General features: G+C 41.3%; 24 protein-coding genes and 1 pseudogene. 15 read left to right on the forward strand and 10 right to left on the reverse strand.

The genetic code is table 11. From position 1 onward, the window contains the following. Nucleotides 1-11: 11 nt before the first annotated feature. Nucleotides 12-507, reverse strand: a pseudogene (locus A4U55_RS09410) (IS1 family transposase). A 202-nt stretch (nt 508-709) separates the two neighbouring features. Between A4U55_RS09410 and A4U55_RS06410 the strand changes: the two are divergent. The 3 genes from A4U55_RS06410 to A4U55_RS06420 are packed head-to-tail and all read left to right on the forward strand — an operon-like array spanning nt 710 to nt 3,199. Next, the gene (locus tag A4U55_RS06410; RefSeq protein WP_063454135.1) at nt 710-1,462 is read left to right on the forward strand and encodes an ABC transporter permease; all 753 of its coding nucleotides are present in this window, start codon (nt 710-712) and stop codon (nt 1,460-1,462) included. 2 nt (nt 1,463-1,464) lie between these two features. Beyond that, nucleotides 1,465-2,448, forward strand: coding sequence for an ABC transporter substrate-binding protein (locus tag A4U55_RS06415; RefSeq protein WP_003663511.1), 984 nt, complete (start codon nt 1,465-1,467; stop codon nt 2,446-2,448). Nucleotides 2,449-2,458: 10 nt separating this feature from the next. After that, nucleotides 2,459-3,199 (forward strand): ABC transporter ATP-binding protein, encoded by a 741-nt coding sequence (locus A4U55_RS06420; RefSeq protein WP_003660212.1) that lies wholly within the window; start codon nt 2,459-2,461, stop codon nt 3,197-3,199. 139 nt (nt 3,200-3,338) lie between these two features. Here A4U55_RS06420 and A4U55_RS06425 read toward each other — a convergent pair whose 3' ends face one another. Continuing rightward, nucleotides 3,339-3,908: a septal ring lytic transglycosylase RlpA family protein gene (locus tag A4U55_RS06425; RefSeq protein WP_003660210.1), complete on the reverse strand. Its 570-nt coding sequence runs from the start codon at nt 3,906-3,908 to the stop codon at nt 3,339-3,341. A gap of 473 nt (nt 3,909-4,381) precedes the next feature. Between A4U55_RS06425 and A4U55_RS06430 the strand changes: the two genes are divergently transcribed. From A4U55_RS06430 to gloB, 4 genes are all read left to right on the forward strand, one after another. Beyond that, nucleotides 4,382-5,134: a D-Ala-D-Ala carboxypeptidase family metallohydrolase gene (locus A4U55_RS06430; RefSeq protein WP_003663515.1), complete on the forward strand. Its 753-nt coding sequence runs from the start codon at nt 4,382-4,384 to the stop codon at nt 5,132-5,134. A gap of 29 nt (nt 5,135-5,163) precedes the next feature. Continuing rightward, entirely contained in the window at nt 5,164-5,904 is a 741-nt protein-coding gene (locus A4U55_RS06435) for a hypothetical protein (RefSeq protein WP_003662495.1), read from the forward strand. Between the two features lie 99 nt (nt 5,905-6,003). Then, nucleotides 6,004-7,095 (forward strand): 3-phosphoserine/phosphohydroxythreonine transaminase, encoded by a 1,092-nt coding sequence (gene serC / locus A4U55_RS06440; protein ID WP_003669445.1) that lies wholly within the window; start codon nt 6,004-6,006, stop codon nt 7,093-7,095. Between the two features lie 95 nt (nt 7,096-7,190). After that, entirely contained in the window at nt 7,191-7,982 is a 792-nt protein-coding gene (gloB, locus tag A4U55_RS06445; protein WP_004461072.1) for a hydroxyacylglutathione hydrolase, read from the forward strand. Between the two features lie 157 nt (nt 7,983-8,139). On the opposite strand, the gene A4U55_RS06450 is transcribed toward gloB, so the two are convergent. After that, entirely contained in the window at nt 8,140-8,616 is a 477-nt protein-coding gene (locus A4U55_RS06450; RefSeq protein WP_003660200.1) for an Lrp/AsnC family transcriptional regulator, read from the reverse strand. 194 nt (nt 8,617-8,810) lie between these two features. On the opposite strand from A4U55_RS06450, the gene leuA reads away from it, so the two are divergent. Together leuA and A4U55_RS06460 are read left to right on the forward strand one after the other, a co-directional pair. Beyond that, nucleotides 8,811-10,523, forward strand: coding sequence for a 2-isopropylmalate synthase (leuA, locus tag A4U55_RS06455; RefSeq protein WP_003660199.1), 1,713 nt, complete (start codon nt 8,811-8,813; stop codon nt 10,521-10,523). Nucleotides 10,524-10,915: 392 nt separating this feature from the next. Then, complete coding sequence (locus A4U55_RS06460; protein ID WP_063454136.1) at nt 10,916-13,507, forward strand: YadA-like family protein; 2,592 nt, start codon at nt 10,916-10,918, stop codon at nt 13,505-13,507. A gap of 147 nt (nt 13,508-13,654) precedes the next feature. Here A4U55_RS06460 and A4U55_RS06465 read toward each other — a convergent pair whose 3' ends face one another. Genes A4U55_RS06465 through A4U55_RS06480 form a run of 4 tightly spaced genes read right to left on the reverse strand, consistent with a single transcriptional unit; the run spans nt 13,655 to nt 15,485 of the window. After that, the gene (locus A4U55_RS06465; protein WP_003657408.1) at nt 13,655-14,116 is read right to left on the reverse strand and encodes a threonine/serine exporter family protein; all 462 of its coding nucleotides are present in this window, start codon (nt 14,114-14,116) and stop codon (nt 13,655-13,657) included. Continuing rightward, complete coding sequence (locus tag A4U55_RS06470; RefSeq protein ID WP_003664726.1) at nt 14,116-15,015, reverse strand: threonine/serine exporter family protein; 900 nt, start codon at nt 15,013-15,015, stop codon at nt 14,116-14,118. Before A4U55_RS06470 ends, A4U55_RS06465 begins: the two co-directional genes overlap by 1 nt. 4 nt (nt 15,016-15,019) lie before the next feature. Continuing rightward, entirely contained in the window at nt 15,020-15,268 is a 249-nt protein-coding gene (locus A4U55_RS06475; protein ID WP_003657409.1) for a hypothetical protein, read from the reverse strand. Nucleotides 15,269-15,299: 31 nt separating this feature from the next. Next, on the reverse strand, nt 15,300-15,485 hold the full coding sequence (locus tag A4U55_RS06480; protein ID WP_003657411.1) for a DNA gyrase inhibitor YacG: 186 nt from the start codon (nt 15,483-15,485) through the stop codon (nt 15,300-15,302). 311 nt (nt 15,486-15,796) lie between these two features. Here A4U55_RS06480 and A4U55_RS06485 point away from each other — a divergent pair, with 311 nt between their 5' ends. From A4U55_RS06485 to A4U55_RS06490, 3 genes are all read left to right on the forward strand, one after another. Beyond that, entirely contained in the window at nt 15,797-17,290 is a 1,494-nt protein-coding gene (locus A4U55_RS06485) for a DUF3360 domain-containing protein (RefSeq protein ID WP_003660191.1), read from the forward strand. Nucleotides 17,291-17,456: 166 nt separating this feature from the next. Then, complete coding sequence (locus A4U55_RS09055; RefSeq protein ID WP_003657415.1) at nt 17,457-17,624, forward strand: hypothetical protein; 168 nt, start codon at nt 17,457-17,459, stop codon at nt 17,622-17,624. Nucleotides 17,625-17,691: 67 nt separating this feature from the next. Further along, nucleotides 17,692-18,414 (forward strand): nitroreductase family protein, encoded by a 723-nt coding sequence (locus tag A4U55_RS06490; RefSeq protein WP_063454137.1) that lies wholly within the window; start codon nt 17,692-17,694, stop codon nt 18,412-18,414. Nucleotides 18,415-18,591: 177 nt separating this feature from the next. Here the strand turns inward: A4U55_RS06490 and A4U55_RS06500 are convergent, their stop codons facing one another. The 3 genes from A4U55_RS06500 to aspS are packed head-to-tail and all read right to left on the reverse strand — an operon-like array spanning nt 18,592 to nt 22,054. After that, the gene (locus A4U55_RS06500) at nt 18,592-19,338 is read right to left on the reverse strand and encodes a hypothetical protein (RefSeq protein ID WP_004460958.1); all 747 of its coding nucleotides are present in this window, start codon (nt 19,336-19,338) and stop codon (nt 18,592-18,594) included. Beyond that, complete coding sequence (locus A4U55_RS06505) at nt 19,331-20,254, reverse strand: lysophospholipid acyltransferase family protein (protein WP_003673233.1); 924 nt, start codon at nt 20,252-20,254, stop codon at nt 19,331-19,333. Before A4U55_RS06505 ends, A4U55_RS06500 begins: the two co-directional genes overlap by 8 nt. A 3-nt stretch (nt 20,255-20,257) precedes the next feature. Next, complete coding sequence (gene aspS / locus A4U55_RS06510; protein WP_004463137.1) at nt 20,258-22,054, reverse strand: aspartate--tRNA ligase; 1,797 nt, start codon at nt 22,052-22,054, stop codon at nt 20,258-20,260. A 457-nt stretch (nt 22,055-22,511) separates the two neighbouring features. Here aspS and A4U55_RS06515 point away from each other — a divergent pair, with 457 nt between their 5' ends. From A4U55_RS06515 to A4U55_RS06525, 3 genes are all read left to right on the forward strand, one after another. Next, nucleotides 22,512-24,374 (forward strand): potassium/proton antiporter, encoded by a 1,863-nt coding sequence (locus A4U55_RS06515; protein WP_003660185.1) that lies wholly within the window; start codon nt 22,512-22,514, stop codon nt 24,372-24,374. A gap of 134 nt (nt 24,375-24,508) precedes the next feature. Continuing rightward, on the forward strand, nt 24,509-25,486 hold the full coding sequence (gene sohB / locus A4U55_RS06520; RefSeq protein WP_003662527.1) for a protease SohB: 978 nt from the start codon (nt 24,509-24,511) through the stop codon (nt 25,484-25,486). Between the two features lie 124 nt (nt 25,487-25,610). After that, nucleotides 25,611-26,465: an SDR family oxidoreductase gene (locus tag A4U55_RS06525; RefSeq protein ID WP_050809201.1), complete on the forward strand. Its 855-nt coding sequence runs from the start codon at nt 25,611-25,613 to the stop codon at nt 26,463-26,465. The last annotated feature ends 59 nt before the right edge of the window (nt 26,466-26,524 follow it).

The raw sequence follows: 26,524 nt of genomic DNA on the forward strand, positions 1-26,524 counted from the left end.
GCATTGTTAAATTAAAATACATATCTTAAGCTACCATTCCACTTAGCAAATAATAAATTCAACGTGTTTTCTATCATTTTTTCGGATTTAGAATAACACTTTGACTTTCTTGTAAATCTTGCTATGAAATGCCTAATGAGACTATTATAGCCCTCTATGGTAAAAGTTTGAGCTTTGCTTGTTATATGTTTTGGCTTTAAAATGACTTGACGATAAGATTTCCAGTAGTCACTAAAAAACAGTTGAATGTTATGGGTATTTAACTGCTGATAAAGTCGTTTAAAGGTGTTAGTGTCTGTTTTACCACAGACAAAGCCTAAGATTTGTTTACTGTTTGTATCAATGGCTTGTTTTTTTAATGTCATTACTTTTTTGGTTGCTTCGTTGCTTCACAGAAAAATAGTGATTGCAACCTTTGCATTTGTATCGTTGTTTGCCATTGCCCAAACCTGCTTTTACAAAGTGTGTGCAGTAACATTTTGGGCAATTATTAAATGTTTCGTTCACAAGTTTCTTTGTGCTATGGTAAAGTATTGAGCTATTTTAACTTGGGTATTGTTTTTTAACAATACCTAATATTTAAACCTTGGCAAATCTAGCTTGCCAAGGTTTTTATTGAAATAACCAAACATGCCGCATTAAGTTTTTAGTTTTCACGGTTGGGTGGGTATGCTAAAATAGCCTATTATCTGATTTTTATAGCCGATTTATGCACCATTTGATCACATTGATTCGCCAATACAGCTTAGTGCTGATTATTTTGGTCATTTGGCAATTTGTGGTGGCAGTAGGTATACTGCCAGATTATCTTTTGCCAAGTCCTTGGCAAATTCTACACGCACTCATTGATGATGCCAAACTTTTGGCACATCATGCCAAATACACTTTAGCCACCGCCTTTATTGGCACTGTTATTGGCCTAGCGTTAAGTTTTGTGTTATCAATTTTGATGGATCTATCACGCAATTTTCGCCAAAGTGTGTACCCACTGATACTACTGAATCAGACCATTCCAACCATTGCTATCGCACCACTTTTGGTCATTTGGCTTGGCTATGGTATTTTACCTAAAGTGGTTTTGGTCGTGTTATCCGTGTTTTTTCCGATGACTATTGCACTGCTTGATGGCTATCGTTCTGTTAGTACGGATGAGTTAAATTTATTTTACTCCATGAAAGCCAACATTTATCAGACTTATCGGCATCTTAAGATTCCCTTGGCAATGGGGTATTTTTTTACAGGTCTTAAAGTTGCACTCAGCTATGCACTGATTTCAGCGGTGGTGGCAGAATGGCTTGGGGGATATTATGGTTTGGGTGTGTATATGACCCGAGTGCGTAAATCCTATGAGCTTGATAACATGTTTGCGGTCATTTTTTTGATCAGTTTTTTGACATTGGCGTTAATCGCATTGGTGAAATGGCTGGAGCGTCATGTGCTTGATTATCAATATAAGGAATAATGATGAAAATATTTTGTTTTCGACCACTGGTTGGCGTTGCCTTGGTAGCCGTATTAGCCTCATTAATGACTGCTTGCTCAAATGGGCAATCAGGCAATGAGCCAAAACTTCAAGAGTTGATTATTGCACTAGACTGGGTGCCAAACACGAATCACACAGGGCTATATGTCGCACTTGATCAAGGTTATTTTAAAGAAGCGGGTTTTGATGCTAAGATTGTGCAACCAAGTGAGGACAGTACTTCAACTTTGGTTGCAAATAAGCGTGCAGATTTTGGTGTTTATTTTCAGCCAAATATGGTTAAGCGTCTAAATAAAGGAGAACCAATTACTGCCGTGGCGGCGATTACACAGCACAGCAGTGCAGGACTGTTATCGTTAGCCAAGCTTGGTGCAGATAAGCCCCAAGACTTGCAGGGCGAGCGTTACTCAACATGGGAAGATCCTGTTGATGATGCCGTGGTTGAACAGATTGTTGGTACGCCCCTTAAGAAAATCCCCGGTGAATCTACTGATGCAACGACCGCACTACGCATGAATCAGTTTGATTATATTATGGCGTACTACAGCTGGGATGGTATCCATGCAGATATTAAAGGCGTGGATACAAACTTTTTTTATTTAAAAGATGCTGATCCAATTTTTGACTATTATGCCCCTTTATTAATTGCAAATAATGATGAGCTAAAAAATCACCCTGAAAAATATAAAAAGGCACTGGCGGCAATCAAACAAGGCTATCTATACGCCGCTCACCATCCAAATGAAAGTGCTGAAATCTTAGTTAAGTATGCACCAGAGATTAATGTAGAGCTTGCCAAACAAAGCCAAGCATATATCTCGCCGCAGTACCTTGATGAACAAGGTGATTGGGGACGATTTGACTATGATCGTTGGGATCGGTTTTTTAATTGGGTTTATCGCAAGGGTTTGATGAATGAATTTACGCCAAAATCAGGTGTGACCAATGATTATTTAACTCAATAATCTATCGCTTATGCACCCAAAGCTTGAATTTAAAAATATCAGTCATGCGTTCACCACGAATGCAAAGACGCCATTATTTGATGGTCTGAATCTTAAAGTCGCCCAAGGTAGCGTGGTTAGCATCGTTGGGGCAAGTGGCGTCGGTAAAAGCACGCTATTTAATATCGCTGCTGGTCTGATTTATCCTAGCCATGGGCAAGTAATGATCGATGGTAAGAATGTTACAGGCACATCTGGGTATGTGGGCTATATGCTCCAAAAAGACTTATTACTGCCCTATAAAACGGTTTATGATAATATCGCTTTGCCATTGATGTTGTCGCATAAAACCAAGCAAGAGATTGCAGCACAAATTCAGCCTAATTTGACAATTTTTGGGCTAGATGGGCTCACTAAAAAATATCCCAATCAGCTATCTGGTGGTCAGCGTCAACGAGTCGCATTACTTCGCACCTATTTATCCAATCGTGAACTGATGCTACTTGATGAGCCATTTTCTGCTTTGGATTTTGTGACTAAGGCGGATATGCATGAGTGGTTTGGACAGTTTCGCCAAGCCAATCAGCTGACTTGTTTGATTATCACACATGATATTGATGAAGCCATTTATTTATCTGATGAAGTTTATGTATTAAAAGGCATGCCAGCGATGTTTACGCATCATTTTTGGGTACCTAAACAGCGGGATTTTTATCAATCTACTGAATATTTAACCCTAAAGCAGCAAATTTTAACCGCCATTCGATATTAAGCATGCGTTTGGGAAAAATTTAACTTCAGGTTTTTCTAAAATTGTTTTTCTAAAATTAATACAAAAAAACCAGCTTTAGCAGCTGGTTTTGGATATCTTGATAAATAATCAAAATGATTAATATAAATAATCAAGATGATTAATCAATACGCTCAATGGTTACATTACCAACATTACCAGTCATACCAATGGCTTGGGCAGCACCATAAGACAAATCAAGCACACGATTGGTTTTGGGTCGATCGTTGATTTTGACGACCACAGATTTACCATTATCACGATTGGTCACTCTGACATGGCAATTCATTGGTAAGCTACTGTGTGCTGCCGTTAAGGCATTCATATCAAAGGTTTCGCCACTGGCAGTTTTACGACCATGAAACTGACGACCATACCATGAAGCGATGCCATTTTGTTTGAACTTATTGACAGTGCTTGAAGCGACTGCGGTCAGACGGTCAAGCACAGGAATATCTTCATCGGTTTTTTTGGATTTGGTGGATTGAGCAATCATTGGACTGTTAAGCGCCAAAGAGGCAGGTTGACGCGCTGATTTGACCAAGCTTGACGCATTATTATGCTGCGTGGTAAGCTGCTGTAGTACATTGTCGATATTGGCAGGGCTATTGCCAGCTTGTGCATTCATGCTTAAACTTGCGGTTAAAGTAATGCTCGCTAATCCAAGTAAAGATTTGCTCACTGTTTTCATGGTTACACCTTTAGTATTGCATACTCTGACAATAATTGAGAAAATCTCAACATACTGACCAAAATATGTACACAAAAATGTACAAATAGGCACAAATCAGAGTCAAAACATTATGTAAAATACCACTTTAAAAGATCAATGCAGTATCAATAAAAATTAATAAAATAAAAGGCTCATTGATGTTGTGTGCATCAAATACCTTATCTTAGCACTATTTTTTGAAATTACAAGGCTAATTATTCACCGTTTTGGCTGATATTGATCAAATTTTGTACAAAATATGGGCAAATGTTCAAAAACAACTGCTTGGAGAAATCATCATCTGATTTCATTTAATACAAAATCTAAATACCAAAACAGGTATTTATAATTGATATTATTAATAATATCTTTATAATATTGGGCTGACTGACCAAATTTAAAGTAATTAGGTATTGTTTTGACGATAAATCAAATAATTTGGTGATAAATTGATGAAAAATTTTAATCAATACTTTATAACTACACTTATCAGCAGTATGCTGGTTGCATGCAGTGCACCCATACCAACCAACCCACAAGTATCCCCAATAAAAACGCCATCGGTACTGATTACTAAAGATAAAATCGGTGATCATCATACACATGAGCACGATGAATCTGTAAGCCATGTCGGTTTGCAGGCACATTTTGAGACTTGGCTACAGACGCACCATGCCACCAAACAAGAGGTAGTTAGGTATCAGGCGTATTTACAATCAAGACTTGGTAATTATCTGCCACCAATGAGTCAACTACTAACGACTGCACGGTCATGGCAGGCATGTGGTCATGAACCTTATCAGCTGCCACCAGAACATCTTTGGGGTCAGATTGTACCAACATTGCACTTGTATCAAGATCTCAAAAGTAGGGGCATATTGCCAGCAAATACCCAAATTCGCTCAGTTTATCGCAATCCTGAACTCAACCAATGTGCTGGTGGTGCAGCTATGAGTAAGCATTTGACCAATAGTGCCATTGATATTTGGGTGCCTGACCTTGAAATAAAAAGCCAGGCACTGTATGAGCTTCAAAACCGCCTATGCCAATATTGGCTAGAGCATGGCGAAAACCAAAATTTTGGGCTGGGTTTATACGCCACAGGGGCGATTCATCTGGATACCCAAGGGTTTAGAAAATGGGGTGCTCAATTTTCTGAAACAAACTCTATTTGTCGTCATGTCTTACCAAAAAATAAGCTATAATTATTGGCTAATTTTGAGCGGTATATCGTATGTTGCCAACACGCCTTATTCAAAATCGTCATATCTTAACGAAACTTGGTATCACCATATGGGCATCAAAATATGCTGATGTGACGACGCTACCATCTGCCCATCAGCCACCACCGCAGAAGGGGGTGCCGAAAGCACTGGCCCAACAAATTCCAACCCAGCAAAATCCAAATGCCCAAACGCAGTTAGCATCAACACCCGTCACACATCGCCCAAAGCAGGTCATTGATACACCGCCAAAAACTCAGCAAACCAAAACATCTCATCTAACATTACCGCCACATCATGAAGTTTTGGAGATTAATCAGTCGTCTTTTGCAGCCAAGTCAATTGAATATCATTTGAAAGTGATGATATATCGCAACTGGATAATGATGGCTGATGTCGATGCTTTGGACGCAGCAGGGCATGAACTTTGGCTGTCGTTACATCGGTCGCTGACTCGGCAGGCAAAACAGCAGCAGCTGACATTGGTCAGCAGGCAATTTGACTACCCATTATTTGAAGATGACCTGACAGGTGATTCTGTTTTTTTGGCAAATATCAGCCTAAGAGGGTTTATATTTGGGTGCATGCGTGAATCTGGTCAGATAAAATACCTTGCACCATTGACAGCTTTACCTGATTATCTGAATTTGCAAAGTATTCAAAATTTAACACTTATTAGCGATTATCACATTGACCAAATGTTGCTAGATGGCACGACAAAAAAAGCATTTTGGCAAGCGTTGCACCGTTGAATGATGATTTTCATTGATGAAATTTTAAATACAACCAAATGCCATAAAGTTTCATGCTATACTATGATAAAAATTTAGGCATTTTTTAAGGATAATCATATGACTCGTTTTGCCAATTTTTGTGCAGGTCCCGCCAGTATGCCGACCGCCGTCCTTGAGCGTGCTCAAGCTGAAATGCTTGACTGGCAAGGTCTTGGCACATCGGTGATGGAGATTAGCCATCGCAGTACAGATTATATTGAGATGGCTCAAAAAGCCGAGGCAAATTTACGCAAGCTCATGGGTATCAGCGATGAGTACGCTGTGCTGTTTTTGCAAGGCGGTGCAACGCTACAATTTTCAGCAATTCCGCTAAATCTGATGAATGGTGGCGTGGCGGATTATCTTGAGACAGGTACATGGTCAAATAAAGCCTATAAAGAAGCTAAGCGTTATGAAGCGTTGGGTCTTGGTCAAGTCAATTTGGTGGCGGCGGGCAGTCAGACACAGTTTAGCGACATACCAGACCCAAGCACTTGGCAGCTCACCAAGGGGGCAAGTTATTTTCATTATTGCCCAAATGAGACCATTCATGGTGTTCAGATGTTTGATGTGCCGAAGGTTGATACGCCCATCGTGGCAGATATGTCATCGTGCATTTTATCTGAGCCGATTTCGGTGGATAAATTTGGTCTCATCTATGCAGGTGCTCAAAAAAATATCGGTCCAGCAGGATTGACTTTGGTCATCATTCGTAAAGATCTGTTGGAGCAAGCCAGCGAATACTGTCCGATGGTGATGAATTATAACAATCAGCATACCAATGATTCTATGCTCAATACGCCATCAACTTATGCGTGGTATTTATCAGGCCTTGTGTTTGAGTGGCTGCTTGAGCAAGGTGGCGTTGAGGCGATTGCAAAAGTCAATCACGCTAAGGCAAAAACGCTGTATGCCGCCATTGACGGTAGTGATTTTTATCATAATACAGTCAATCCAAACCATCGTTCAATCATGAATGTACCGTTTCATTTGGCAGATGACAGTTTGGATAAGCGATTTTTGGAAGAATCCAAAAAAGCAGGTTTGCTAAACTTAAAAGGTCATCGTGCGGTAGGTGGTATGCGTGCCAGCATTTATAATGCCATCACACTTGAGCAAGTTCAGGCACTGACGGCATTTATGGCGGAATTTGAACGCAGATACGGCTAAGCATACCCAAATTTTTATGGTGATTTGGTTATTAAGTCCAACGATGCTATCAATATTTAGCACACCCTAATATTATCCAAATTTTAAGGTAAGAGATGAGTGATTGTCGCATTCAAGCAGTTTTGGCATTTGAAGATAATTATATTTGGCTCATTGAAAATCAAATGACCACAATTATCATTGACCCAGGCAGCAGTCAAGAGGTGCTGGCGTACTTACAAAAAAATCAGCTGACGCCCAGTGCAATTTTGGTGACGCATCATCATGACGACCACACAGGCGGTGTCAGAGACTTACTTATTCAATATAAAAACTGTGCCTTATACGCACATGCCAATCATGGTTTTGATGATATACCCAAAGTCAATTTGGTCGATGAAGGCGATCATTTTGCGGTTGGGGACATCTGCTTTCAAGTATGGCGTACCGCAGGTCATACCGATAGCCACTTAAGCTATGTGACGGAGATTGACCAAAAAACGCGCGTATTTTGTGGCGATACGCTGTTTAGTGCAGGCTGTGGGCGAGTATTTACAGGCACGATATCGCAGTTATTTGCCAGTATGAAGCGTTTTAATGACATGGATGAGCAGACCGTTTTTTATCCTGCCCATGAATATACCGTATCAAATTTAAAATTTGCCAAAAGTGTGGCTTTGGACGAACATCAAGATGCCATCAAGCACGCCACTCACATCGCAATCACACAGCGACAAAATAACCAAATGACACTGCCTGTTAGCTTAGCACACGAACGCCAAATTAATGTCTTTTTACATGCTTGTGATGATAATAAAGCCAAAAAGCTTGCCAATCAGCATGGATTAAATGATAATTCGGCGTTGGCGGTATTTAGATGGTTGCGTGAACAAAAAAATCATTTTTAAACTTAAAGCGTGCCTGCCTTTGGTTTTTTGGATAAAAAGCGTTGACCGATTTTTATACAAATTTCATGCAGCAATAGACAAAAATCTAGGCTCTAGGCATGCCTTAATACTCTTATAAACCCATCATTTAGAATGGATATGCCCAAACTCTTAAGCGTCAAATGGCAGAACGATGAAACACCTCTCTTAAAACAAAACTGGTATGTAGCTGGCTTACGCCCTCAATTTTACTGAGCCGATGTAATAAAAACTCTTCATAATGACGCATGTCTTTGACCAATACTTTCAGTAAATAATCTTCACTGCGTCCTGTCACAACGCTACAACTGACCACCTCGTCAAAATTTTGGATTTGGCTTTCAAATTCATAAAATCGCTCAGCGGTATGCTTGTCCATACTCACCGCAACATAGACCGATAAAGCGTAGCCAAGTGCCGTAGGATTGGTAGCAGCGTGATAGCCTGTGATAACGCCAATATCCTCAAGGCGTTTGATTCGGCGGATGGTGGGGGTGGGCGACAGATGAATCTGTTCGCTAATCTCTGCTATGGATAATCGGGCGTCATCGGTCAGTATACGCAGTATTTTTTGATCGGTTGTATCTAAGTCGGTCTGTTTGGCGACATGGCTCATATGGATTATCCAAAGAATAGCGATAAAATTAGTTATTTTTACTATATATTAGCATATTTTTAGCAAAATCCTCTAAAATATCTTATAATGACTATCAAAATAAGTAAAAATTACCATACGATATTTGATACAATTGAACCATCAAAATCGTTACCATTCAATATCTAAAAGTCAATGAACTTTTTGGAGCTTTTATGCCACACATTACCCCAAAAAACCCTGCGTTTGATTTTAATAAATACCAGCCGTTTGCGTTTGCCCCTAAGCTTGAAAACCGTACTTGGCCTGATAAGACCATCACCAAAGCCCCAATTTGGGCAAGTGTTGATTTGCGTGATGGCAACCAAGCCTTGATTGATCCGATGAGCATCGAACAAAAATTAAAATTTTTTAAACTGCTTGTAGAGATTGGCTTTAAAGAAATTGAAATCGGTTTTCCGTCAGCGGCACAAGTTGAGTTTGATTTTACACGCCGCTTGATTGAAGAGGGTCTTGTACCTGATGATGTCACCTTACAAGTCTTGGTGCAGGCGCGTGAGCATTTGATTGATCGAACCTTTGAGGCGCTTAAAGGCGCACGCCGTGCGATTGTACATGTGTATAACTCCACCTCAAAAGTGCAGAGAGATAAAGTTTATCAGATGGATAAAGCACAAATTAAACAAATCGCTATCGATGGTGCGACCATGCTGCGTGATAAAGCAAAGCATTATCCAGACACGCAGTGGGTGTTTGAATATTCACCAGAAAGCTTCAGCCAAACCGAAACCGATTATGCCGTTGAGGTGTGTGATGCGGTCTGTGAGATTTGGCGGCCTGACACTGGGCAAGCAGTGATTTTAAACTTACCTGCCACTGTCGAGGCATCGACGCCAAATGTCTATGCCGACCAAGTGGAATATTTTTGCCGACATCTAAAAGCACGCCCACATGTTACCATCAGTCTACATACGCACAATGACCGTGGCTGTGCTGTGGCGGCCTCTGAGCTGGGATTAATGGCTGGGGCTGATCGCATCGAGGGTACGCTTTTGGGTAATGGCGAGCGTACGGGCAATATGGATATTTTGGTTATGGCGATGAATCTGTACACCCAAGGCATTGACCCAGAGCTTGATTTTAGTCAGGTGAGCGACATTGTACAAATTGTCAGCGAATGCAACAATCTGCCAGTACATCCACGCCATCCTTATGTTGGCGAACTTGTCTTTACGGCATTTAGTGGCTCACATCAAGATGCCATCAAAAAATCTTTAGATTATAATGAAAAACACCCCGAGACCCAGCAGCATTGGGATGTGGCATATCTGCCCATCGACCCAATACACATCGGTCGAGGCTATCAAGATGTGGTACGGATTAATAGCCAGTCAGGTAAGGGCGGTGCTGCGTATATCTTGCAGCGGCATTTTGGTTTTAATTTACCACGCTGGACACAGATTGATTTTGCCCGTGTGGTACAGGCTTATGCAGAAAGTATGGCGCGTGAGCTAAAAACTGATGAGCTGCTTGAAATTTTTACCCAAGCGTATCTTAAGCAAGATAAATTCCGCCTAAGCGACTACACCATCAGCAATAAAGGCGATGCTGTCAGCTTCCAAGGCCAAGTGGCGACACCCAAAGCGGTGTTTGAGGTGATTGGTCAAGGCAATGGTGCGTTATCTGCGTTCATTGATGGCTTGGTGAAATCCACAGGCAGACAGATTCATGTCACCAATTACGCCGAACACGCCATCGATAACAAAACCCATCAAAAAACCGATACAGATAACCAAACCGATGCCGCCGCCGCCGCTTATATCCAGCTGTCGGTAGAGGGGCAGATTTATTCAGGCATCGCCACTTGCCATAGCACCGTATCAGCCATGCTAAAAGGTGCATTATCCGCTTTGGCACAGGCGTGGTAATCTGACCCAATCAAAATCCTGCATGATGGCAGGATTTTTTTATTTAGTGGGCTGCCTAACAATGATGATCATCAGCATGTGAGCAAATGACTGGCGTAAATGACTGATGAGTGTCTATTTAATGAAAGATATCAATATATAAAAGTTGACTATAGCGATGCAATACAGTAAAATTTGTTACGGCTAAACATAACGACGGTCCAAGATGGCGGATATCGCCATTTACCAACCTGATAATCAGTTTGATAGCCATTAGCGATGGCATCAAGTTGTGTTGTTGTATTGTCATATAAACGGTAAATTTGGTTTGGTGGATGCCCCATCTGATTTACCGTCCCCCTAATAAGTAATAAGTGAGGGGGGAGACCCCAGTCATTTATTAGGAGACTAAGATGAACAAAATTTATAAAGTGAAGAAAAATGCCGCAGGTCACTTGGTGGCATGTTCTGAATTTGCCAAAGGTCATACCAAAAAGGCAGTTTTGGGCAGTTTATTGATTGTTGGAATATTGGGTATGGCAACGACGGCGTCTGCACAAAAAGTAGGCAAGGCAACCAATAAAATCAGCGGTGGCGATAACAACACAGCCAACGGCACATACCTTACCATCGGTGGTGGCGATTATAACAAAACCAAAGGCAGATACTCTACCATCGGTGGTGGCCTTTTTAACGAAGCCACAAACGAGTACTCTACCATCGGTAGTGGCGGTTATAACAAAGCCAAAGGCAGATACTCTACCATCGGTGGTGGCGGTTATAACGAAGCCACAAACCAGTACTCTACCATCGGTGGTGGCGATAACAACACAGCCAAAGGCAGATACTCTACCATCGGTGGTGGCGGTTATAACGAAGCTACAATCGAGAATTCTACCGTTGGTGGTGGCGGTTATAACCAAGCTAAAGGTCGTAACTCAACGGTTGCAGGGGGCTATAACAACGAAGCCACAGGCACAGACTCTACCATCGCAGGGGGCAGGAAGAACCAAGCCACAGGTAAAGGTTCATTTGCAGCAGGTATAGATAACAAAGCCAATGCCGACAACGCCGTCGCTCTAGGTAACAAGAACACCATCGAAGGTGAAAACTCAGTAGCCATCGGCTCTAATAATACCGTTAAAAAAGGTCAACAAAATGTCTTTATTCTTGGCTCTAACACAGACACAACAAATGCACAAAATGGCTCCGTGCTGCTGGGTCATAATACCGCTGGTAAAGCAGCGACCATTGTTAATAGTGCCGAAGTGGGTGGTCTAAGCCTAACAGGATTTGCAGGTGCATCAAAAACTGGTAATGGTACTGTATCTGTTGGTAAGAAGGGTAAAGAGCGTCAAATCGTTCATGTTGGTGCAGGTGAGATCAGTGACACCTCAACAGATGCTGTTAATGGCTCACAGCTACATGCTTTGGCCACAGTTGTTGCTCAAAACAAGGCTGATATCAAAGATCTTGATGATGAGGTGGGTTTATTAGGCGAAGAGATTAACTCACTTGAGGGTGAAATTTTTAACAACCAAGATGCCATTGCTAAAAACCAAGCGGATATCAAAACACTTGAAAGCAATGTCGAAGAAGGTTTATTGGATCTAAGCGGTCGCCTGCTTGATCAGAAAGCGGATATTGATAATAACATCAACAATATCTATGAGCTGGCACAACAGCAAGATCAGCATAGCTCTGATATCAAAACACTTAAAAACAATGTCGAAGAAGGTTTGTTGGATCTAAGCGGTCGCCTCATTGATCAAAAAGCAGATCTTACAAAAGACATCAAAGCACTTGAAAGCAATGTCGAAGAAGGTTTATTGGATCTAAGTGGTCGCCTCATTGATCAAAAAGCAGATATCGCTAAAAACCAAGCTGACATTGCTCAAAACCAAACAGACATCCAAGATCTGGCCGCTTACAACGAGCTACAAGATGCCTATGCCAAACAGCAAACCGAAGCGATTGACGCTCTAAATAAAGCAAGCTCTGCAAATACTGATCGTATTGCTACTGCTGAATTGGGTATCGCTGAGAACAAAAAAGACGCTCAGATCGCCAAAGCACAAGCCAATGAAAATAAAGACGGCATTGCTAAAAACCAAGCTGATATCCAGTTGCACGATAAAAAAATCACCAATCTAGGTATCCTTCACAGCATGGTTGCAAGAGCGGTAGGAAATAACACACAAGGTGTTGCTACCAACAAAGCTGACATTGCTAAAAACCAAGCAGATATTGCTAATAACATCAAAAATATCTATGAGCTGGCACAACAGCAAGATCAGCATAGCTCTGATATCAAAACCTTGGCAAAAGTAAGTGCTGCCAATACTGATCGTATTGCTAAAAACAAAGCTGAAGCTGATGCAAGTTTTGAAACGCTCACCAAAAATCAAAATACTTTGATTGAGCAAGGTGAAGCATTGGTTGAGCAAAATAAAGCCATCAATCAAGAGCTTGAAGGGTTTGCGGCTCATGCAGATGTTCAAGATAAGCAAATTTTACAAAACCAAGCTGATATCACTACCAATAAGACCGCTATTGAACAAAATATCAATAGAACTGTTGCCAATGGGTTTGAGATTGAGAAAAATAAAGCTGGTATTGCTACCAATAAGCAAGAGCTTATTCTTCAAAATGATCGATTAAATCGAATTAATGAGACAAATAATCATCAGGATCAGAAGATTGATCAATTAGGTTATGCACTAAAAGAGCAGGGTCAGCATTTTAATAATCGTATTAGTGCTGTTGAGCGTCAAACAGCTGGAGGTATTGCAAATGCTATCGCAATTGCAACTTTACCATCGCCCAGTAGAGCAGGTGAGCATCATGTCTTATTTGGTTCAGGTTATCACAATGGTCAAGCTGCGGTATCATTGGGCGCGGCTGGGTTAAGTGATACAGGAAAATCAACTTATAAGATTGGTCTAAGCTGGTCAGATGCAGGTGGATTATCTGGTGGTGTTGGTGGCAGTTACCGCTGGAAATAGAGCCTAAATTTAACTGCTGTATCAAAAAATATGGTCTGTATAAACAGACCATATTTTTATCTAAAAACTTATCTTAACTTTTATGAAGCATCATAAGCCAAAGCTGAGTAATAATAAGAGATGTTAAAATAAGAGATGTTAAAACTGCTAAACAATCGGCTTACGACGATAAAATAAAATACCTGGAATGGACAGCCCCAAAACCAATGCTGAGATGATAAAAATCGCCTCAAAAAAATGACGCATCATAACGATAAATAAATCCATATCAAATCCAAAATAGCCAATTTGTACCATGCTAACCATGGCTTTATAGGCAGCGATTCCCGGCATCATACAAATCAAGCTAGGTACAATCAAGGCTTTGGGTGGCAGGCCATGACGCTGAGCAAAATGTACACCCAAAAAGCTACCCGCCATCGCCCCAAAGAATGTTGCCACAACCAAATGCACACCAAAAGTTACCATCACTTGTTTTAAACCAAAACCAAGTGCTGTTACCATCATGCAATGCATGATGTATTGCTTTGGCAATGTAAACATTAAACACCAGCCCACAGTAATGATACATGACAATACAATTGTTTGGATAATCTCGATAATGCCCATCATAGTCCCCAATGTGGAATTCTAAGAAAAATCAAGGTCATCACAATCCCAACACAGGCTGATAGGGTCAGCATGGTTGCAAACATCCATCGACCTACGCCCATATTCATATAGCCTTTTAAGATATCAGATAACGCATTAATAATAGGAAAGCTTGGTACAAGTAATAGCACACTGGCGGCGACAGCAATGTCAGCATTAGTACCTAAATTTAAAAAATATGCCAAAGCTGCCAATAAAGTTGCGGTAAATGCCGTTATCATAGCGACGACAAAAGGATTAAAATGTTGCTTTAAAAGATACATACGCAATCGCATCGCAACAAAACTGGCAATAAAAGTAATCAGAGCAATCACCAATGTTGCACCGTTTAAATAGGCAAAACTGGCACATGATACGCCCACAAAAAATGATACCAAATGATTGGAATAGACCGTTTGGTAGATGGCATCAAACCCTTGTTCTACGCTACTGATACATGCGTCATGGCTTTGGGTGTTTAAACAATGGGATTGATTGGCTTGATGATTTTCGGCACTTAAGATAATTTGTTGAATTTGGACTAAAATACTGACATTAATGCCTTGATGAACTGTATTTCTCACCGTTGTGATACAGCGACCTTGATATAAAGTGGTTAAGGTGACCGCATTAAATGACAAACCGCACTCAACACCATCAATCCCAAGTGCCGCCCCAAGCCGCTTTGTTAAATCAACCACCACCACAGACTCTGCACCATATTGCATGAGTAGTAAAGCACAGCGGATACATAAACGAGTGATTCGTTGTTGCTGAGCATAGTTTAGGCGGCTGGTATGCGTATCAAATAAAATACTGGGCATCTCGTCGGTCAAATTAGTCATTGGGTGACTTTTGGTGGCTTGAATGGTTGGCATAAAATCACTTAAATTCTAAATTCAATGAAGCCGATGAAATAGCCAATTTTAGGACGCATTCATTGGCTTTAGCACCCGAATTGGCAAAAAAATACTTGCACCATGCCAGCGGCTTGACACAGCACAGTCGCCGCCTTTTCCTGCCAATCAATGCCAAATAAGCCGTACCATCTTTGGTGTACAGGTATGAACCTTCGCCACGCACAAAACTGATGGGTTGGCGGACATAAGTGGGTATGATGTGACTGTTCATGGCATATCCTTATGTTGACTTGAATGATTAATTAATAGTCTGTAACTTCATGATGTTCAGGCGATGGCAGTTCATCGCCTGCAATCAAATACTCATCAGACGCCCATGCACCCAAATCAATGAGCTTGCAGCGTTTTGAACAAAATGGACGGTTTGGGTTGTCAGACCATGTGGTTACTGCTTGACATAGTGGGCAAGGGTGGGTTATTTGGTTCATTTAATAGGTATAAGATAAAAATAAATTGTATTTTATCATAATTTGGCAAAACTAAGCAGCCAAATACTCAAGTAACTGATATGATGAGATAAAATGTGTACAAAAGTGTCGCCAAATACCAGTGGTAACCAGACTTGACGCCACTTTTACCATGGATTGTTCTTTTTATATGATAAAGTTCGTAAATAAGACATGACAGAAGTATTAAAGCAAGCTATAATCCCATGTGATTATTTTAAAATAAGACTTAAAATAAGACTAAAAACTGCAACAGCAGGTGAATTATCAATAGCAATAATAAGGAGGATATTGTGAGTGATTCAAATCTGGTCACCGATGATAATCATAGTTTGAACAAATCATACCGTGAACTGCATCGTCCTAGCTCAAGTTTTGAAAAACGAGAGGATTATTTAAAGCACGAACTACAAATTATGCAGCCTCGTCGCTGGCGTATCAATTTACCGTTTCGTGATTACCGTTTTGAATTAGAAGATACTATCCCTGCAATGGCAGGCACCATTGGTAAGATTGTGATGGTGGGTGCGATGGCAGCTGCTTTTGCTGCACCGCTAGGGCTTGGCGAGGCATTTGTTTTAGAAAATGTCCGCTATGAGATGATTATTGCTGCATTTTTTGTACTTATTTTCTCATCATTTATCCTACCGACATCTAATTTACCAGGCACGCATGGCCCTCTTCTTCCACTCATTCCCATCGTGGTAGCGGCAGGAGGGCATCCACTTGCCTTTGGTGTGCTCATTGGCGTGTTTGGGCTGATTTTGGCATTGGTAAAGGGTGGCAGTCTCATGACTCGGCTTACCAGTAATGGGGTGGCAGGAGGATTGTTGCTCTATTTGGGTTTTGTTGGGCTAATAGGTCAGGTCAAAAAGCTGATAACATGGGCAGATGCCATTGGTCTGCCACACATCGCCTTTATCATTATTTTATCTACCATCATCATGTATGCCCTATTGGAGCATTGGCAAAAACGTTGGCTTGCTGTGCCTATTGGCTGTATGTTGGCGGGTTTTTTGGCATTTATCCTAGGAGCACCGTTTGAGTTTAAGACCGAACCGGGATTGCCTCCGCTTAGCCCAATGTACTGGTGGGGGGAGAATACAGGTTGGACGCTTGGTCTGCCAGATTTGAAGGCGTTTATCGTGGTATTCCCTTTTGCAGTATTGGCGGTTGCCATGTGGACACCTGACTTTTTGGGACATCAGGTTTTCCAAAAAATCAGTTATCCCAAACACTCAGAACGTACGCATATGAGTATTGATGATACGACCATCACCTGTTCATTGCGTCAGATGGTAGGCTCTGTCCTTGGAGGGGCAAACTTTACATCATCGTGGGGAACATATATCGTACCTGCATCTATTGCCAAGCGTCCGATTCCCGCTGGTGCTGCCTTGACTGCGATTTTTTGTATTGTGGTGGCGGTGTGGGGTTATCCCATGGATTTGGCGGTGTGGCAACCTGTGTTATCAACAGCACTTATCGTGGCGGTATATGTGCCACTGCTCGAAGCAGGCATGGAGATGACTCGTAAGGGTAAGACTACACAGTCTGCCAGCATTGTGGTATTCTCATCAGCACTGGTAAATCCTGTGTTTGGTTGGTCTCTGACCATGATGCTTGATAACTTAGGCTTGATTGGGGATAAAGAACGCAGCCGTCAGTTGGGGCTGTCAGGCAGAGTAATCATTCCTGTCATTGGATTTGTGGTACTTTGCCTTGCCATGGCTTCGGTAGGTATGTTCCCTGGTGTGCCAGCGTTGATACCACAGTTTAGGGTCTAATTTAAATTGGTTTAATCAATCGCTCCACTGGTTTGGGGCGATTGTCATGACTAACAAAAGATAATGTATCGCCATAGTCATTGCAAAATGTAGACAGCTATGCTAAATTGTGCAATTTAAACTACTGACAATTAATCTATTGATAATCAAAGCCTTGGAGATTTTTATGAAACAAAGTGAGCAGACGACTTTTAATATGCGTGTAGATAAGCATTTGGTGGAGCAATTTAAGCAAGCGGCACGAGATAATAACCGTACTGCCAGTCAATTATTGCGTGATTGTATGATTGATTATGTGAAAAAAAACCGCCAAGCAGATATGTTTAAGCGTTAATTTCGTCTGAATTTAAGATGGTGTTTGATGATTGTGGTTGACAGTTACACAGTTTTAGGAGAAATTGATGGAATTTAAACAGGCTGTTGAGTATCGCCGTGCGGTGCGTGATTATGACTCAAATAGACCGCTAGATCCGACATTGGTGATCGATTGCCTAAAGCTTGCACAGCTATCACCCAGCAGCTCAAATATGCAGTTGTATGAATTTTATCATATCACAAACCCCGATATGCTCAAAAAACTTACCAAAGCTTGCCTGTCGCAACAAGCAGCTGCCAGTGCATCACAAATGGTTGTTTTTGTGACACGCCAAGATTTATATCGCCAAAGAGCCAAATCAGCGTTATTATTTGAGCGTGATAATATCAAAACCTACAGCCCACCCAAGCGGCAAGGAGCCAGAATTCAGCGTATGCAAAAATATTATGGTGTACTAATGCCGACAATTTATCGTACAACTTTTGGTGTACCAAGTTTACGCAGTGCGGCATTTTTAGCAATCCAAAAATTTAAACCAACCTATGATCGTGTATCTGTGGCTGATGTGCGTATTATGGTGCATAAAAGCTGTGCTTTAGCTGCTCAAACTTTTATGCTGGCAATGAGTGCAGCAGGTGCTGATACCTGTCCGATGGAAGGCTTTGACAGTAAGTTGGTTAAAAATCTACTCAATTTACCCAAAGAGGCTGAAGTTAATATGATTATCTCATGTGGCTATCGCACCGAAAAAGGGGTTTGGGGTGAGCGATTTCGTGTGCCTTTTGATGAGGTTTATCGGCAGATTTAATCAACCAAATCAAAATCGTTTGTTTGGTAGAGGGTTTTTAATTGAATACTTTTATCAATTGTATTGGCTGATTTATTTGCTTTGTGTTTACAAAGGCTGGTGTCAAAATCTGATTGCCATGACTGATTATAAGACAAAATGATTAATACATCATAACAGCTGTGTGATATGATGTCATCATTGCCATGCATCCTTAATCCATTTGCTTGGCAATACATGACGATACCATTTGCCACCACCGCCAGCGATGGCATCAGGCGGGTTAATCTCACCATGAAAGATGACAATTTTGGCATTGATGGGCTTTTTGGGTGGTACAAAATACGCCATAGGAATCTTTTGTAGACAGTGGTATTTAAAGCTTACGCACCAAGATGAATCCCAATATTCTAAATGGTGATGTTCTCTGAGATAATTTGATAAAAAGGCTTGTTCATGGCGAACCTCTTTACGGATTTTCTCAAAATTTTGTTCAAAATATTCCAATAAATGCGGATAAGTCTGATATCCGACATTGAAGCGATACACAGAACTATTACCCACCATTCGCCATGGTTTCTTCCAATCACGAATAATCATCACACTGTCATCATGTTGGGCTTTATGAGTAAAAAAAGCATCAATATTATCAATGATTACAATATCAATATCCAAAAATAGTGCAGTTCCTTTTAGCCCATATAAGTCAGGCTTAAAAGTGGTGAGTTTTTTCCAGCCACGCTCTGGGATATCACTTGGTAAATTTAGCTCTGGGATGGGGTAGCAGGTGATTTCATCACGAATGCCTGTGCTGTTGTCGGTTAGACACACCATCGTAAATGGTAAAGTCAGATTACGCTTGACCATATTATATAAGCGATTGACATATTCGGCACCGTATTTGGTGCCCCATTTCATACAGATGATGTAGTTGGTATCACTCATAACTATCCTTTGACATGGCTTGAAGCTTTATGGCTATTTTTTTTAGCTCATTTTCATTGAGTAAATAAGGATTATTTAATAGTGGTGTATGCTTGAACCGACGATAGCTCCACATATAATGCAAAAAATGTGGATAAATCATTTGTTCCATCGCACCATTTAAAGCAGTGGTTGCAATTTTGGTATTTTTTGAATAAAGTTGTTCATCATTTAATTCATAACAAAAAATTTCAAAACCATCGCCATCTTCACGCCGAATACAGCTTAAGCCAACAAGAGCACAACCAGTTTTTGCAGCAAGCTTTGACGCCAGCGTACTGGTTAGGGTTTTAATACCAAAAAAAGGAGCAATCTCACCACCTGATGGATCAGGTACATGGTCGGGCAGTATGATACTAAATCCACCTGCTTTGAGTGTTTTAAAAATTGCCTTAACACCACTAGCATCTGTGGGTACAAGGCTGGCATTTAGTCTTTCACGCCCCTGTAAAACAAAGCGATCTACCGCCGCATTTTTGATGGGCTTATACATGATAGTAGGGGAGCCAAAGGTATTGAGCCAAGCATTCATCATCTCCCAAGTGCCGATATGAGGCACAATGGCAAGCATACCACTTGGATTGGCAAGTGCTTTGATTAGGATATCTTCATGATGAACCGTTTTAATTTGTGCGATAGACCATTTTGGTGGCATTGCCCAAGTTTTAAGACTGTCGACTGCACTGATGAGCTGATTTTTTAGGATTTGTTTGGCGAGTTTTTGCCGCTGTGCGTCTGGCATCTTGGGGTGAACCAAGATTAAATTGGCTTGGATGCTGCGATAAATACTAAGCCTGCAATGATAGGAAATATAAGACGCACACGCCGCCAATCCATGCAGGACTGACAGCGGTACATATCTTAAAAAACCAAGCACTGACTATTCTGCTTTTTGTTTTTCACGAATGCGAATGCCCAACTCACGCAACTGGCGATTATCAACTTCAGCAGGTGCTTCGGTCAATGGGCAATCTGCCGTCTTGGTTTTTGGGAAGGCGATCACATCACGGATTGAGCTGGCACCAACCATCAGCATAATCAGGCGATCTAGACCAAATGCCAAACCACCGTGCGGCGGTGCACCAAAACGCAATGCATCCATCAAAAACTTAAACTTAAGCTCTGCTTCTTCTTTAGAAATACCCAAGGCATCAAATACCGCCTCTTGCATGTCAACCGTATTAATACGCAGCGAACCGCCACCAATTTCTGTGCCATTTAGTACCATGTCATAGGCAATGGATAGGGCGGTTTCGGGACTTTGTTTGAGTTCCTCAACCGAGCCTTTTGGGCGTGTAAAAGGATGATGAACTGATGTCCACTTACCATCATCAGTTTCCTCAAACATTGGAAAATCAACGACCCAAAGCGGTGCCCATTCACAGGTAAATAAATTTAAATCAGTACCGATTTTAACACGCAATGCACCCATAGCATCATTGACGATTTTGGCTTTATCGGCACCAAAGAAAATGATATCGCCAGTTTGGGCATCGGTACGCTCAATCAGCTCAATCAAAACCTCATCGGTCATATTTTTAATGATGGGTGATTGTAATCCTGATTCTTTTTCAACGCCATTATTGATATTGCTTGCGTCATTGACCTTAATATATGCCAATCCACGAGCGCCATAAATACCAACAAATTTGGTGTACTCATCAATCTGCTTGCGACTCATGTTACCGCCATTTGGAATGCGTAAGGCAACAACACGGCCTTTAGGATCTTGGGCGGGCCCTGAAAATACTTTAAATTCAACATGTTGCATGATGTCAGCAACATCAATAAGTTTTAAGGGAATGCGTAAATCAGGCTTATCTGAGGCATAATCACGCATGGCATCTGCGTAAGTCATGCGGGGGAAGGTATCAAACTCAACATCCAGCATGGTTTTAAATAAATTTTTGGTTAAGCCCTCGGTGATGTCCATAATCTCTTCATCTGATAAAAATGAAGTTTCGATATCAACTTGGGTAAATTCTGGCTGGCGGTCAGCACGCAAATCTTCATCACGGAAGCATTTGGCGATTTGGTAATAACGGTCAAAACCTGCCACCATCAAAAGCTGTTTAAATAGCTGTGGTGACTGTGGCAATGCAAAAAAGTTGCCTTGGCGAGTGCGTGATGGTACCAAATAATCACGGGCACCCTCAGGTGTGGCACGGGTTAAAACGGGTGTTTCAACATCCAAAAAGCCATGGTCGTCCAAATAGCGGCGAATGGTTGAGGTTGCTTTGGCACGAAATTTCATCCGCTCCTGCATTTCTGGGCGACGCATATCCAAAAAACGATACTTTAATCGCAGCTCTTCTGAGACTGTGATGTTGTCATCATTCAAAGGAAATGGTGGCGTGTCTGATTTGGCAAGCAGTTCAATCTCTTTACCCAAAAGCTCAACTTGACCGCTGACCATATTTGGATTTTCGGTACCTTCATAGCGACGACGCACACGCCCCGTAATCTTAAGCAAATATTCTGAGCGAGCAGCATCGGCGGTCGCAAATGCTTCGGGCGTATCAGGGTCAATCACAACCTGTAACAAACCTTCACGATCACGCATATCCAAAAAGATCACACCGCCATGGTCACGGCGACGATGTACCCAGCCTGCGATGGTAATGGTTTGGTCAATTAGCTCTTCGGTCACTTGACCGCAATAGGTGCTACGCATCATAATTTTGCCCCAAAAATTGCAACCAAATAAAAACAGTTGCAAGAATGATTACATAAAAAAGAATGTTAAATTAAAAGGTTTTAAACGCTACATTATGCCTTTTAATTGAATTTCGTGCAAGTATTGCCGTGATAAATTTATGATTTTTGGCAATGATTAGCTTGCTATACTTGATTGATGAAATTGACAAAAATTAGCAAGAAAGTTTTTCTCTATCTATAAAAATAAAGTTACAATTGAATACGGATAAAATTTTTAACGCTTAATCATGGATAAATTGCATAAAAATGGTGATTTTTCAAGATTTTTGATGGTATCTAAAAGGTGGCTATGATAGGATTTGATTAATTTGATGGTGTGAGTTTGAATGGATTTAACATTTAAGTCAATCACTGATACTTAACTTTGTTGTATTTGCGGTAAAATAAATCGCCTTATTTAGGATTGTAAATTATCGATGGTCACCTTAAATATTTTGTATGTTGTTGCTTCATTATTGATATTTGCCAGTATCATGACAAGCACGCTTTCAGCACGCTTAGGCGTACCTTTGCTGTTGTTTTTTTTGGGCGTGGGTATGCTGGCGGGTGAAGAGGGTATTTTAGGCATCGAATTTGCTGAATATAATTTGGCAAACTTTATCGGTCAGGCGGCACTTGCGTGTATCTTATTGGATGGCGGTCTTCGTACTTCAATGCGTTCGTTCCGTGTGGGGCTTAAGCCCGCGGTAACTTTGGCAAGCTTAGGTGTCTTGGTAACGGTGTTAGTGGCAGGTATTTTTACCACTTGGCTTTTGGATGTTGATTGGCGGCTGGGCGTCTTGATGGCGGCGATTGTGGGTTCAACCGATGCAGCAGCGGTATTTAGTCTGCTAAGAAATGGTGGTGTCAAGCTAAACGACCGTGTACAAGCCACGCTTGAGATTGAGTCAGGTGCAAACGACCCATTGGCAATTTTATTGGTTACGGTGATGATTACCTTGAATCTTGATCCGACAAGCCAAGGGATTGGTGACATTATTTTTATGCTCATCAGCCAAATCGGTATTGGTTTGGTACTTGGGTTATTGTCAGGTTGGGCATTATCTAAGATGTTGCCAAAAGTTTACTTGGCAGATGGTATGTATGCCATTTTAATTTTATCTGCTGGCTTGATTGTTTTTGGTATCACAAACCTTTTGGGCGGTTCTGGATTTTTGGCGGTATATTTGGCAGGCGTCGTGATTGGCAATACCAAAGTGCGTGCCACAGAGCATGTACTGCGTGTGATGGATAGTTTTGCTTGGTTATCTCAAGCGGTGTTATTTGTGGTGCTTGGGTTATTGGTACAGCCATCAGGCATCTTAGAGGTGATTCATTACTCATTACTGATTTTTATCTTTTTATTATTCGTCGCCCGCCCAATTGCGGTATTTAGTTCATTGTTGCCGTTTCGTTTTGGCATTCGTGAGATCGGTTTTATTTCTTGGGTTGGTTTGCGAGGGGCGGTGCCGATCACGCTTGCCATTATCCCAGTGACGATGGCGGTACCTGGTGCTGACTTGGCATTTAACATTACTTTTGGCATGGTAATTTTATCCTTATTGGTACAAGGTGCAACCATTCCACTGATGTCTCGTTTATTTCGGGTGTGGGTACCAACCAATAATGAACCAAAAGCTGAGCATGAAATTTGGGTGGCAGATCAGGCGAATATTACTTTATATGAATTTGAAGTCAAACAGGGTGCATTTGCCATCGGTCGCCATCCTCAATCCATCTCGAGTAAATTTGACGCCCAAGCCTTATCCTTATTTGCATTGGTGCGTCATAATAAGCTTGTTAATGTGAATGAAGATACCATCTTAAAGATGGGCGATGTGGTTTGGTATGCCATGCGTGGCGATGATGCACCAAGTATTGCCAAAATTTTTAATAATTCCGCCACCCAATACCAAAAAAATAGTGAGTTTTATGGCGATTGGCTACTGTCTCCTCATGCACGCATTGCAGATTTGCCATTTTATAATTTGGCAGCACGCTCACTTGCCACCAACGCATCTAGCCGCCTACCAAAGCCTGTTGCCAGTGCGCTTGATATATTCACCGTTCCGCCACAGGTTGGGGTAATGACTGGTATTGATGAAGATTTGGTGAATAAATTGACCGAAGCTAAAAATCAAACTGTCGAAGAATTTATGATGCAGTATTTTAAGACAGAACCTGTCAAAGGAGATGAGGTATATCTGAATGAAACTTGGTCGCTCATCGTGCGTGATGTGGACGGACGAGGTCGCTTGCGTGGCGTGGGTCTAAAAAATAAAATTAAAAAAGAGGTTTGATTGAGTAATGATAAACTTTCGTTTTTGATTTGTGCGATTTTTGTAATCAAGTTATGTTGGGCATTTAAATCATGTATTTTTTCCCCATTTACCACCAAATACGCTTTTATTGATTGATATTTTAAGGCAAAATTATGTTACACACTTCAAAAAAACCCATTGAGCTACACATTACCCATCTAAATAACGCTCAAAAAGATACCAAAAACAAAATCAAAACCATCCAATCTGAGCATCATGGTGCATCACACAAATTCAAAGATAAATTGTGTCAATTATTCAAAGATATTAAAACATTAGACAAAAAATGCCAGCAGTCTACCGACGATCATACACAAAAAGCAGCAATTTATGTCCTTGATTTTGATGGAGATATTAAGGCAAGTGCGGTCGCTCATTTGCGTGAAGAGATCAGTGCCATCATCAGTGTGGCAAATCGTGGTGATGAAGTGGTGCTTCGCCTCGAAAGTGGCGGCGGTCAAGTGCATGCCTATGGGCTGGCTGCCGCACAGCTTGTGCGTATCAAAGAAGCAGGGTTAAAGCTGACCATCTGTGTTGATAAGATTGCTGCCAGTGGTGGCTATATGATGGCATGTACTGCCGATAAAATTATTGCCAGTGATTTTGCGGTCATTGGTTCGATTGGTGTTGTCAGTCAGCTGCCTAACTTTCACGAGTTTTTGAAAAAGCATGATGTGCAATTTGAGCAGTTTACAGCAGGCGAGTATAAGCGTACTGTCACGATTTTTGGAGAAAATGACGATGAAGATCGTGCCAAGCACCAAGCTGATATTGAGCGTATTCACGAGTTATTTAAAGGTTTTATTCATAAATATCGCCCCCAACTGGATCTTGAGCGTGTCGCTACAGGTGAAGTGTGGTTTGGTGAAGATGCTCTAGAGCTTGGGTTGATTGATGAGATTGGTACTTCAGATGCGTATTTGCTCGATCAGCTAAAAGCTTGTGAAGCGTATTTGTTACATTCTCGTAGCAAGCCAACTTTGGCAGAGAAAATTGGCTTGGCTGAGCAACTTGGTAGCAGCGTCACAGATGTGATTGGACAAACAGGCAATTTACTTGGGCAAGCTTTGGCTAAATTTAGCAGACCTTAAGTGATGACCAAGCGTCTTTAGAAAACTTAAGCTAAATAAATTAATACTGTGATTTTTGGCTTGGCTGCGTTAAAATATGCGATTTAGTCATTTGATGATGCAGATTAGCTTGGTTGTAATTTCTATGAAAAAACTTGAAGAATTGTTTAGTAAAGCCGATAGATTTGGACGCATTGTCGCCAACCGTTTTAATAAAATTAAAGACTTAAATGACATTCGTGGCATTGGGGCGGGTAAGACAGTGCTGATTACAGGGGCAAGCTCGGGTTTGGGTGCGATGATGGCGCGTAAGTTTGCTTTTTTGGGCTATGATTTGGCGATTTGTGCACGCCGCCTAGAAAGGCTTGAGGCAATCAAGGCTGAGCTTGAGGGCGATTATGGCATTACGGTACATATCACACGCTTGGATGTGACGGATTACGAGCAGATTTTTGAAGTCTTTGGCGAATTTACCAAGCAAATTGGTCAAATTGATAAAATCATCGTCAATGCAGGCGTAGGCGACAGTCGTGTGATTGGGCATGGTCGATTTAATATTAACCGTGCGACCGCCGAAATAAACTTTATTGCCGCCATTGCCCAGTGTGAAGCGGCAATGCAGATTTTTCGCCGTCAAAATAGCGGTCAATTGGTGGTTATCTCAAGTATGTCTGCGGTGCGAGGGTTACCGCGTCATTTGACAACTTACGCCGCCGCTAAGGCTGGTCTCGCTAGACTTGCTGAGGGCATTCGCGCCGATATGATCAAAGAAAAGTTACCGATTACGGTATCGACCATTTACCCAGGTTATGTACGCACAGATTTAAATATTGGGGCGAAATATCTGCCTTTTGAAGTTGAAGAAGATGAAGGTGCTGATGTCATTATCAAGGCCATTGAAGCCAAAGTTGATGAAGCTTATGTGCCACTATGGCCATGGTTACCTATTGGACTTGGTATGAAATATTTGCCATTAAGACTAATTACTAAGTTTATGTAATTAATTGATATAATAAATAATAAAATTATTTGTTAGGTTTTTGCCATAGGTAAGATAAG

The sequence above is a fragment of the Moraxella catarrhalis genome (assembly GCF_001632285.1).
In the GTDB taxonomy this organism is placed as follows: domain Bacteria; phylum Pseudomonadota; class Gammaproteobacteria; order Pseudomonadales; family Moraxellaceae; genus Moraxella; species Moraxella catarrhalis.

Bases quoted from the DNA above. Each gene is read 5' to 3' on its own strand.
- A4U55_RS06410 (WP_063454135.1), top strand. From the start codon at position 710: ATGCACCATTTGATCACATTGATTCGCCAATACAGCTTAGTGCTGATT.
- A4U55_RS06415 (WP_003663511.1), top strand. From the start codon at position 1,465: ATGAAAATATTTTGTTTTCGACCACTGGTTGGCGTTGCCTTGGTAGCC.
- A4U55_RS06420 (WP_003660212.1), top strand. From the start codon at position 2,459: ATGCACCCAAAGCTTGAATTTAAAAATATCAGTCATGCGTTCACCACG.
- A4U55_RS06425 (WP_003660210.1), bottom strand. From the start codon at position 3,908: ATGAAAACAGTGAGCAAATCTTTACTTGGATTAGCGAGCATTACTTTA.
- A4U55_RS06430 (WP_003663515.1), top strand. From the start codon at position 4,382: ATGAAAAATTTTAATCAATACTTTATAACTACACTTATCAGCAGTATG.
- A4U55_RS06435 (WP_003662495.1), top strand. From the start codon at position 5,164: ATGTTGCCAACACGCCTTATTCAAAATCGTCATATCTTAACGAAACTT.
- serC (WP_003669445.1), top strand. From the start codon at position 6,004: ATGACTCGTTTTGCCAATTTTTGTGCAGGTCCCGCCAGTATGCCGACC.
- gloB (WP_004461072.1), top strand. From the start codon at position 7,191: ATGAGTGATTGTCGCATTCAAGCAGTTTTGGCATTTGAAGATAATTAT.
- A4U55_RS06450 (WP_003660200.1), bottom strand. From the start codon at position 8,616: ATGAGCCATGTCGCCAAACAGACCGACTTAGATACAACCGATCAAAAA.
- leuA (WP_003660199.1), top strand. From the start codon at position 8,811: ATGCCACACATTACCCCAAAAAACCCTGCGTTTGATTTTAATAAATAC.
- A4U55_RS06460 (WP_063454136.1), top strand. From the start codon at position 10,916: ATGAACAAAATTTATAAAGTGAAGAAAAATGCCGCAGGTCACTTGGTG.
- A4U55_RS06465 (WP_003657408.1), bottom strand. From the start codon at position 14,116: ATGGGCATTATCGAGATTATCCAAACAATTGTATTGTCATGTATCATT.
- A4U55_RS06470 (WP_003664726.1), bottom strand. From the start codon at position 15,015: ATGCCAACCATTCAAGCCACCAAAAGTCACCCAATGACTAATTTGACC.
- A4U55_RS06475 (WP_003657409.1), bottom strand. From the start codon at position 15,268: ATGAACAGTCACATCATACCCACTTATGTCCGCCAACCCATCAGTTTT.
- A4U55_RS06480 (WP_003657411.1), bottom strand. From the start codon at position 15,485: ATGAACCAAATAACCCACCCTTGCCCACTATGTCAAGCAGTAACCACA.
- A4U55_RS09055 (WP_003657415.1), top strand. From the start codon at position 17,457: ATGAAACAAAGTGAGCAGACGACTTTTAATATGCGTGTAGATAAGCAT.
- A4U55_RS06490 (WP_063454137.1), top strand. From the start codon at position 17,692: ATGGAATTTAAACAGGCTGTTGAGTATCGCCGTGCGGTGCGTGATTAT.
- A4U55_RS06500 (WP_004460958.1), bottom strand. From the start codon at position 19,338: ATGAGTGATACCAACTACATCATCTGTATGAAATGGGGCACCAAATAC.
- aspS (WP_004463137.1), bottom strand. From the start codon at position 22,054: ATGATGCGTAGCACCTATTGCGGTCAAGTGACCGAAGAGCTAATTGAC.
- A4U55_RS06515 (WP_003660185.1), top strand. From the start codon at position 22,512: ATGGTCACCTTAAATATTTTGTATGTTGTTGCTTCATTATTGATATTT.
- sohB (WP_003662527.1), top strand. From the start codon at position 24,509: ATGTTACACACTTCAAAAAAACCCATTGAGCTACACATTACCCATCTA.
- A4U55_RS06525 (WP_050809201.1), top strand. From the start codon at position 25,611: ATGAAAAAACTTGAAGAATTGTTTAGTAAAGCCGATAGATTTGGACGC.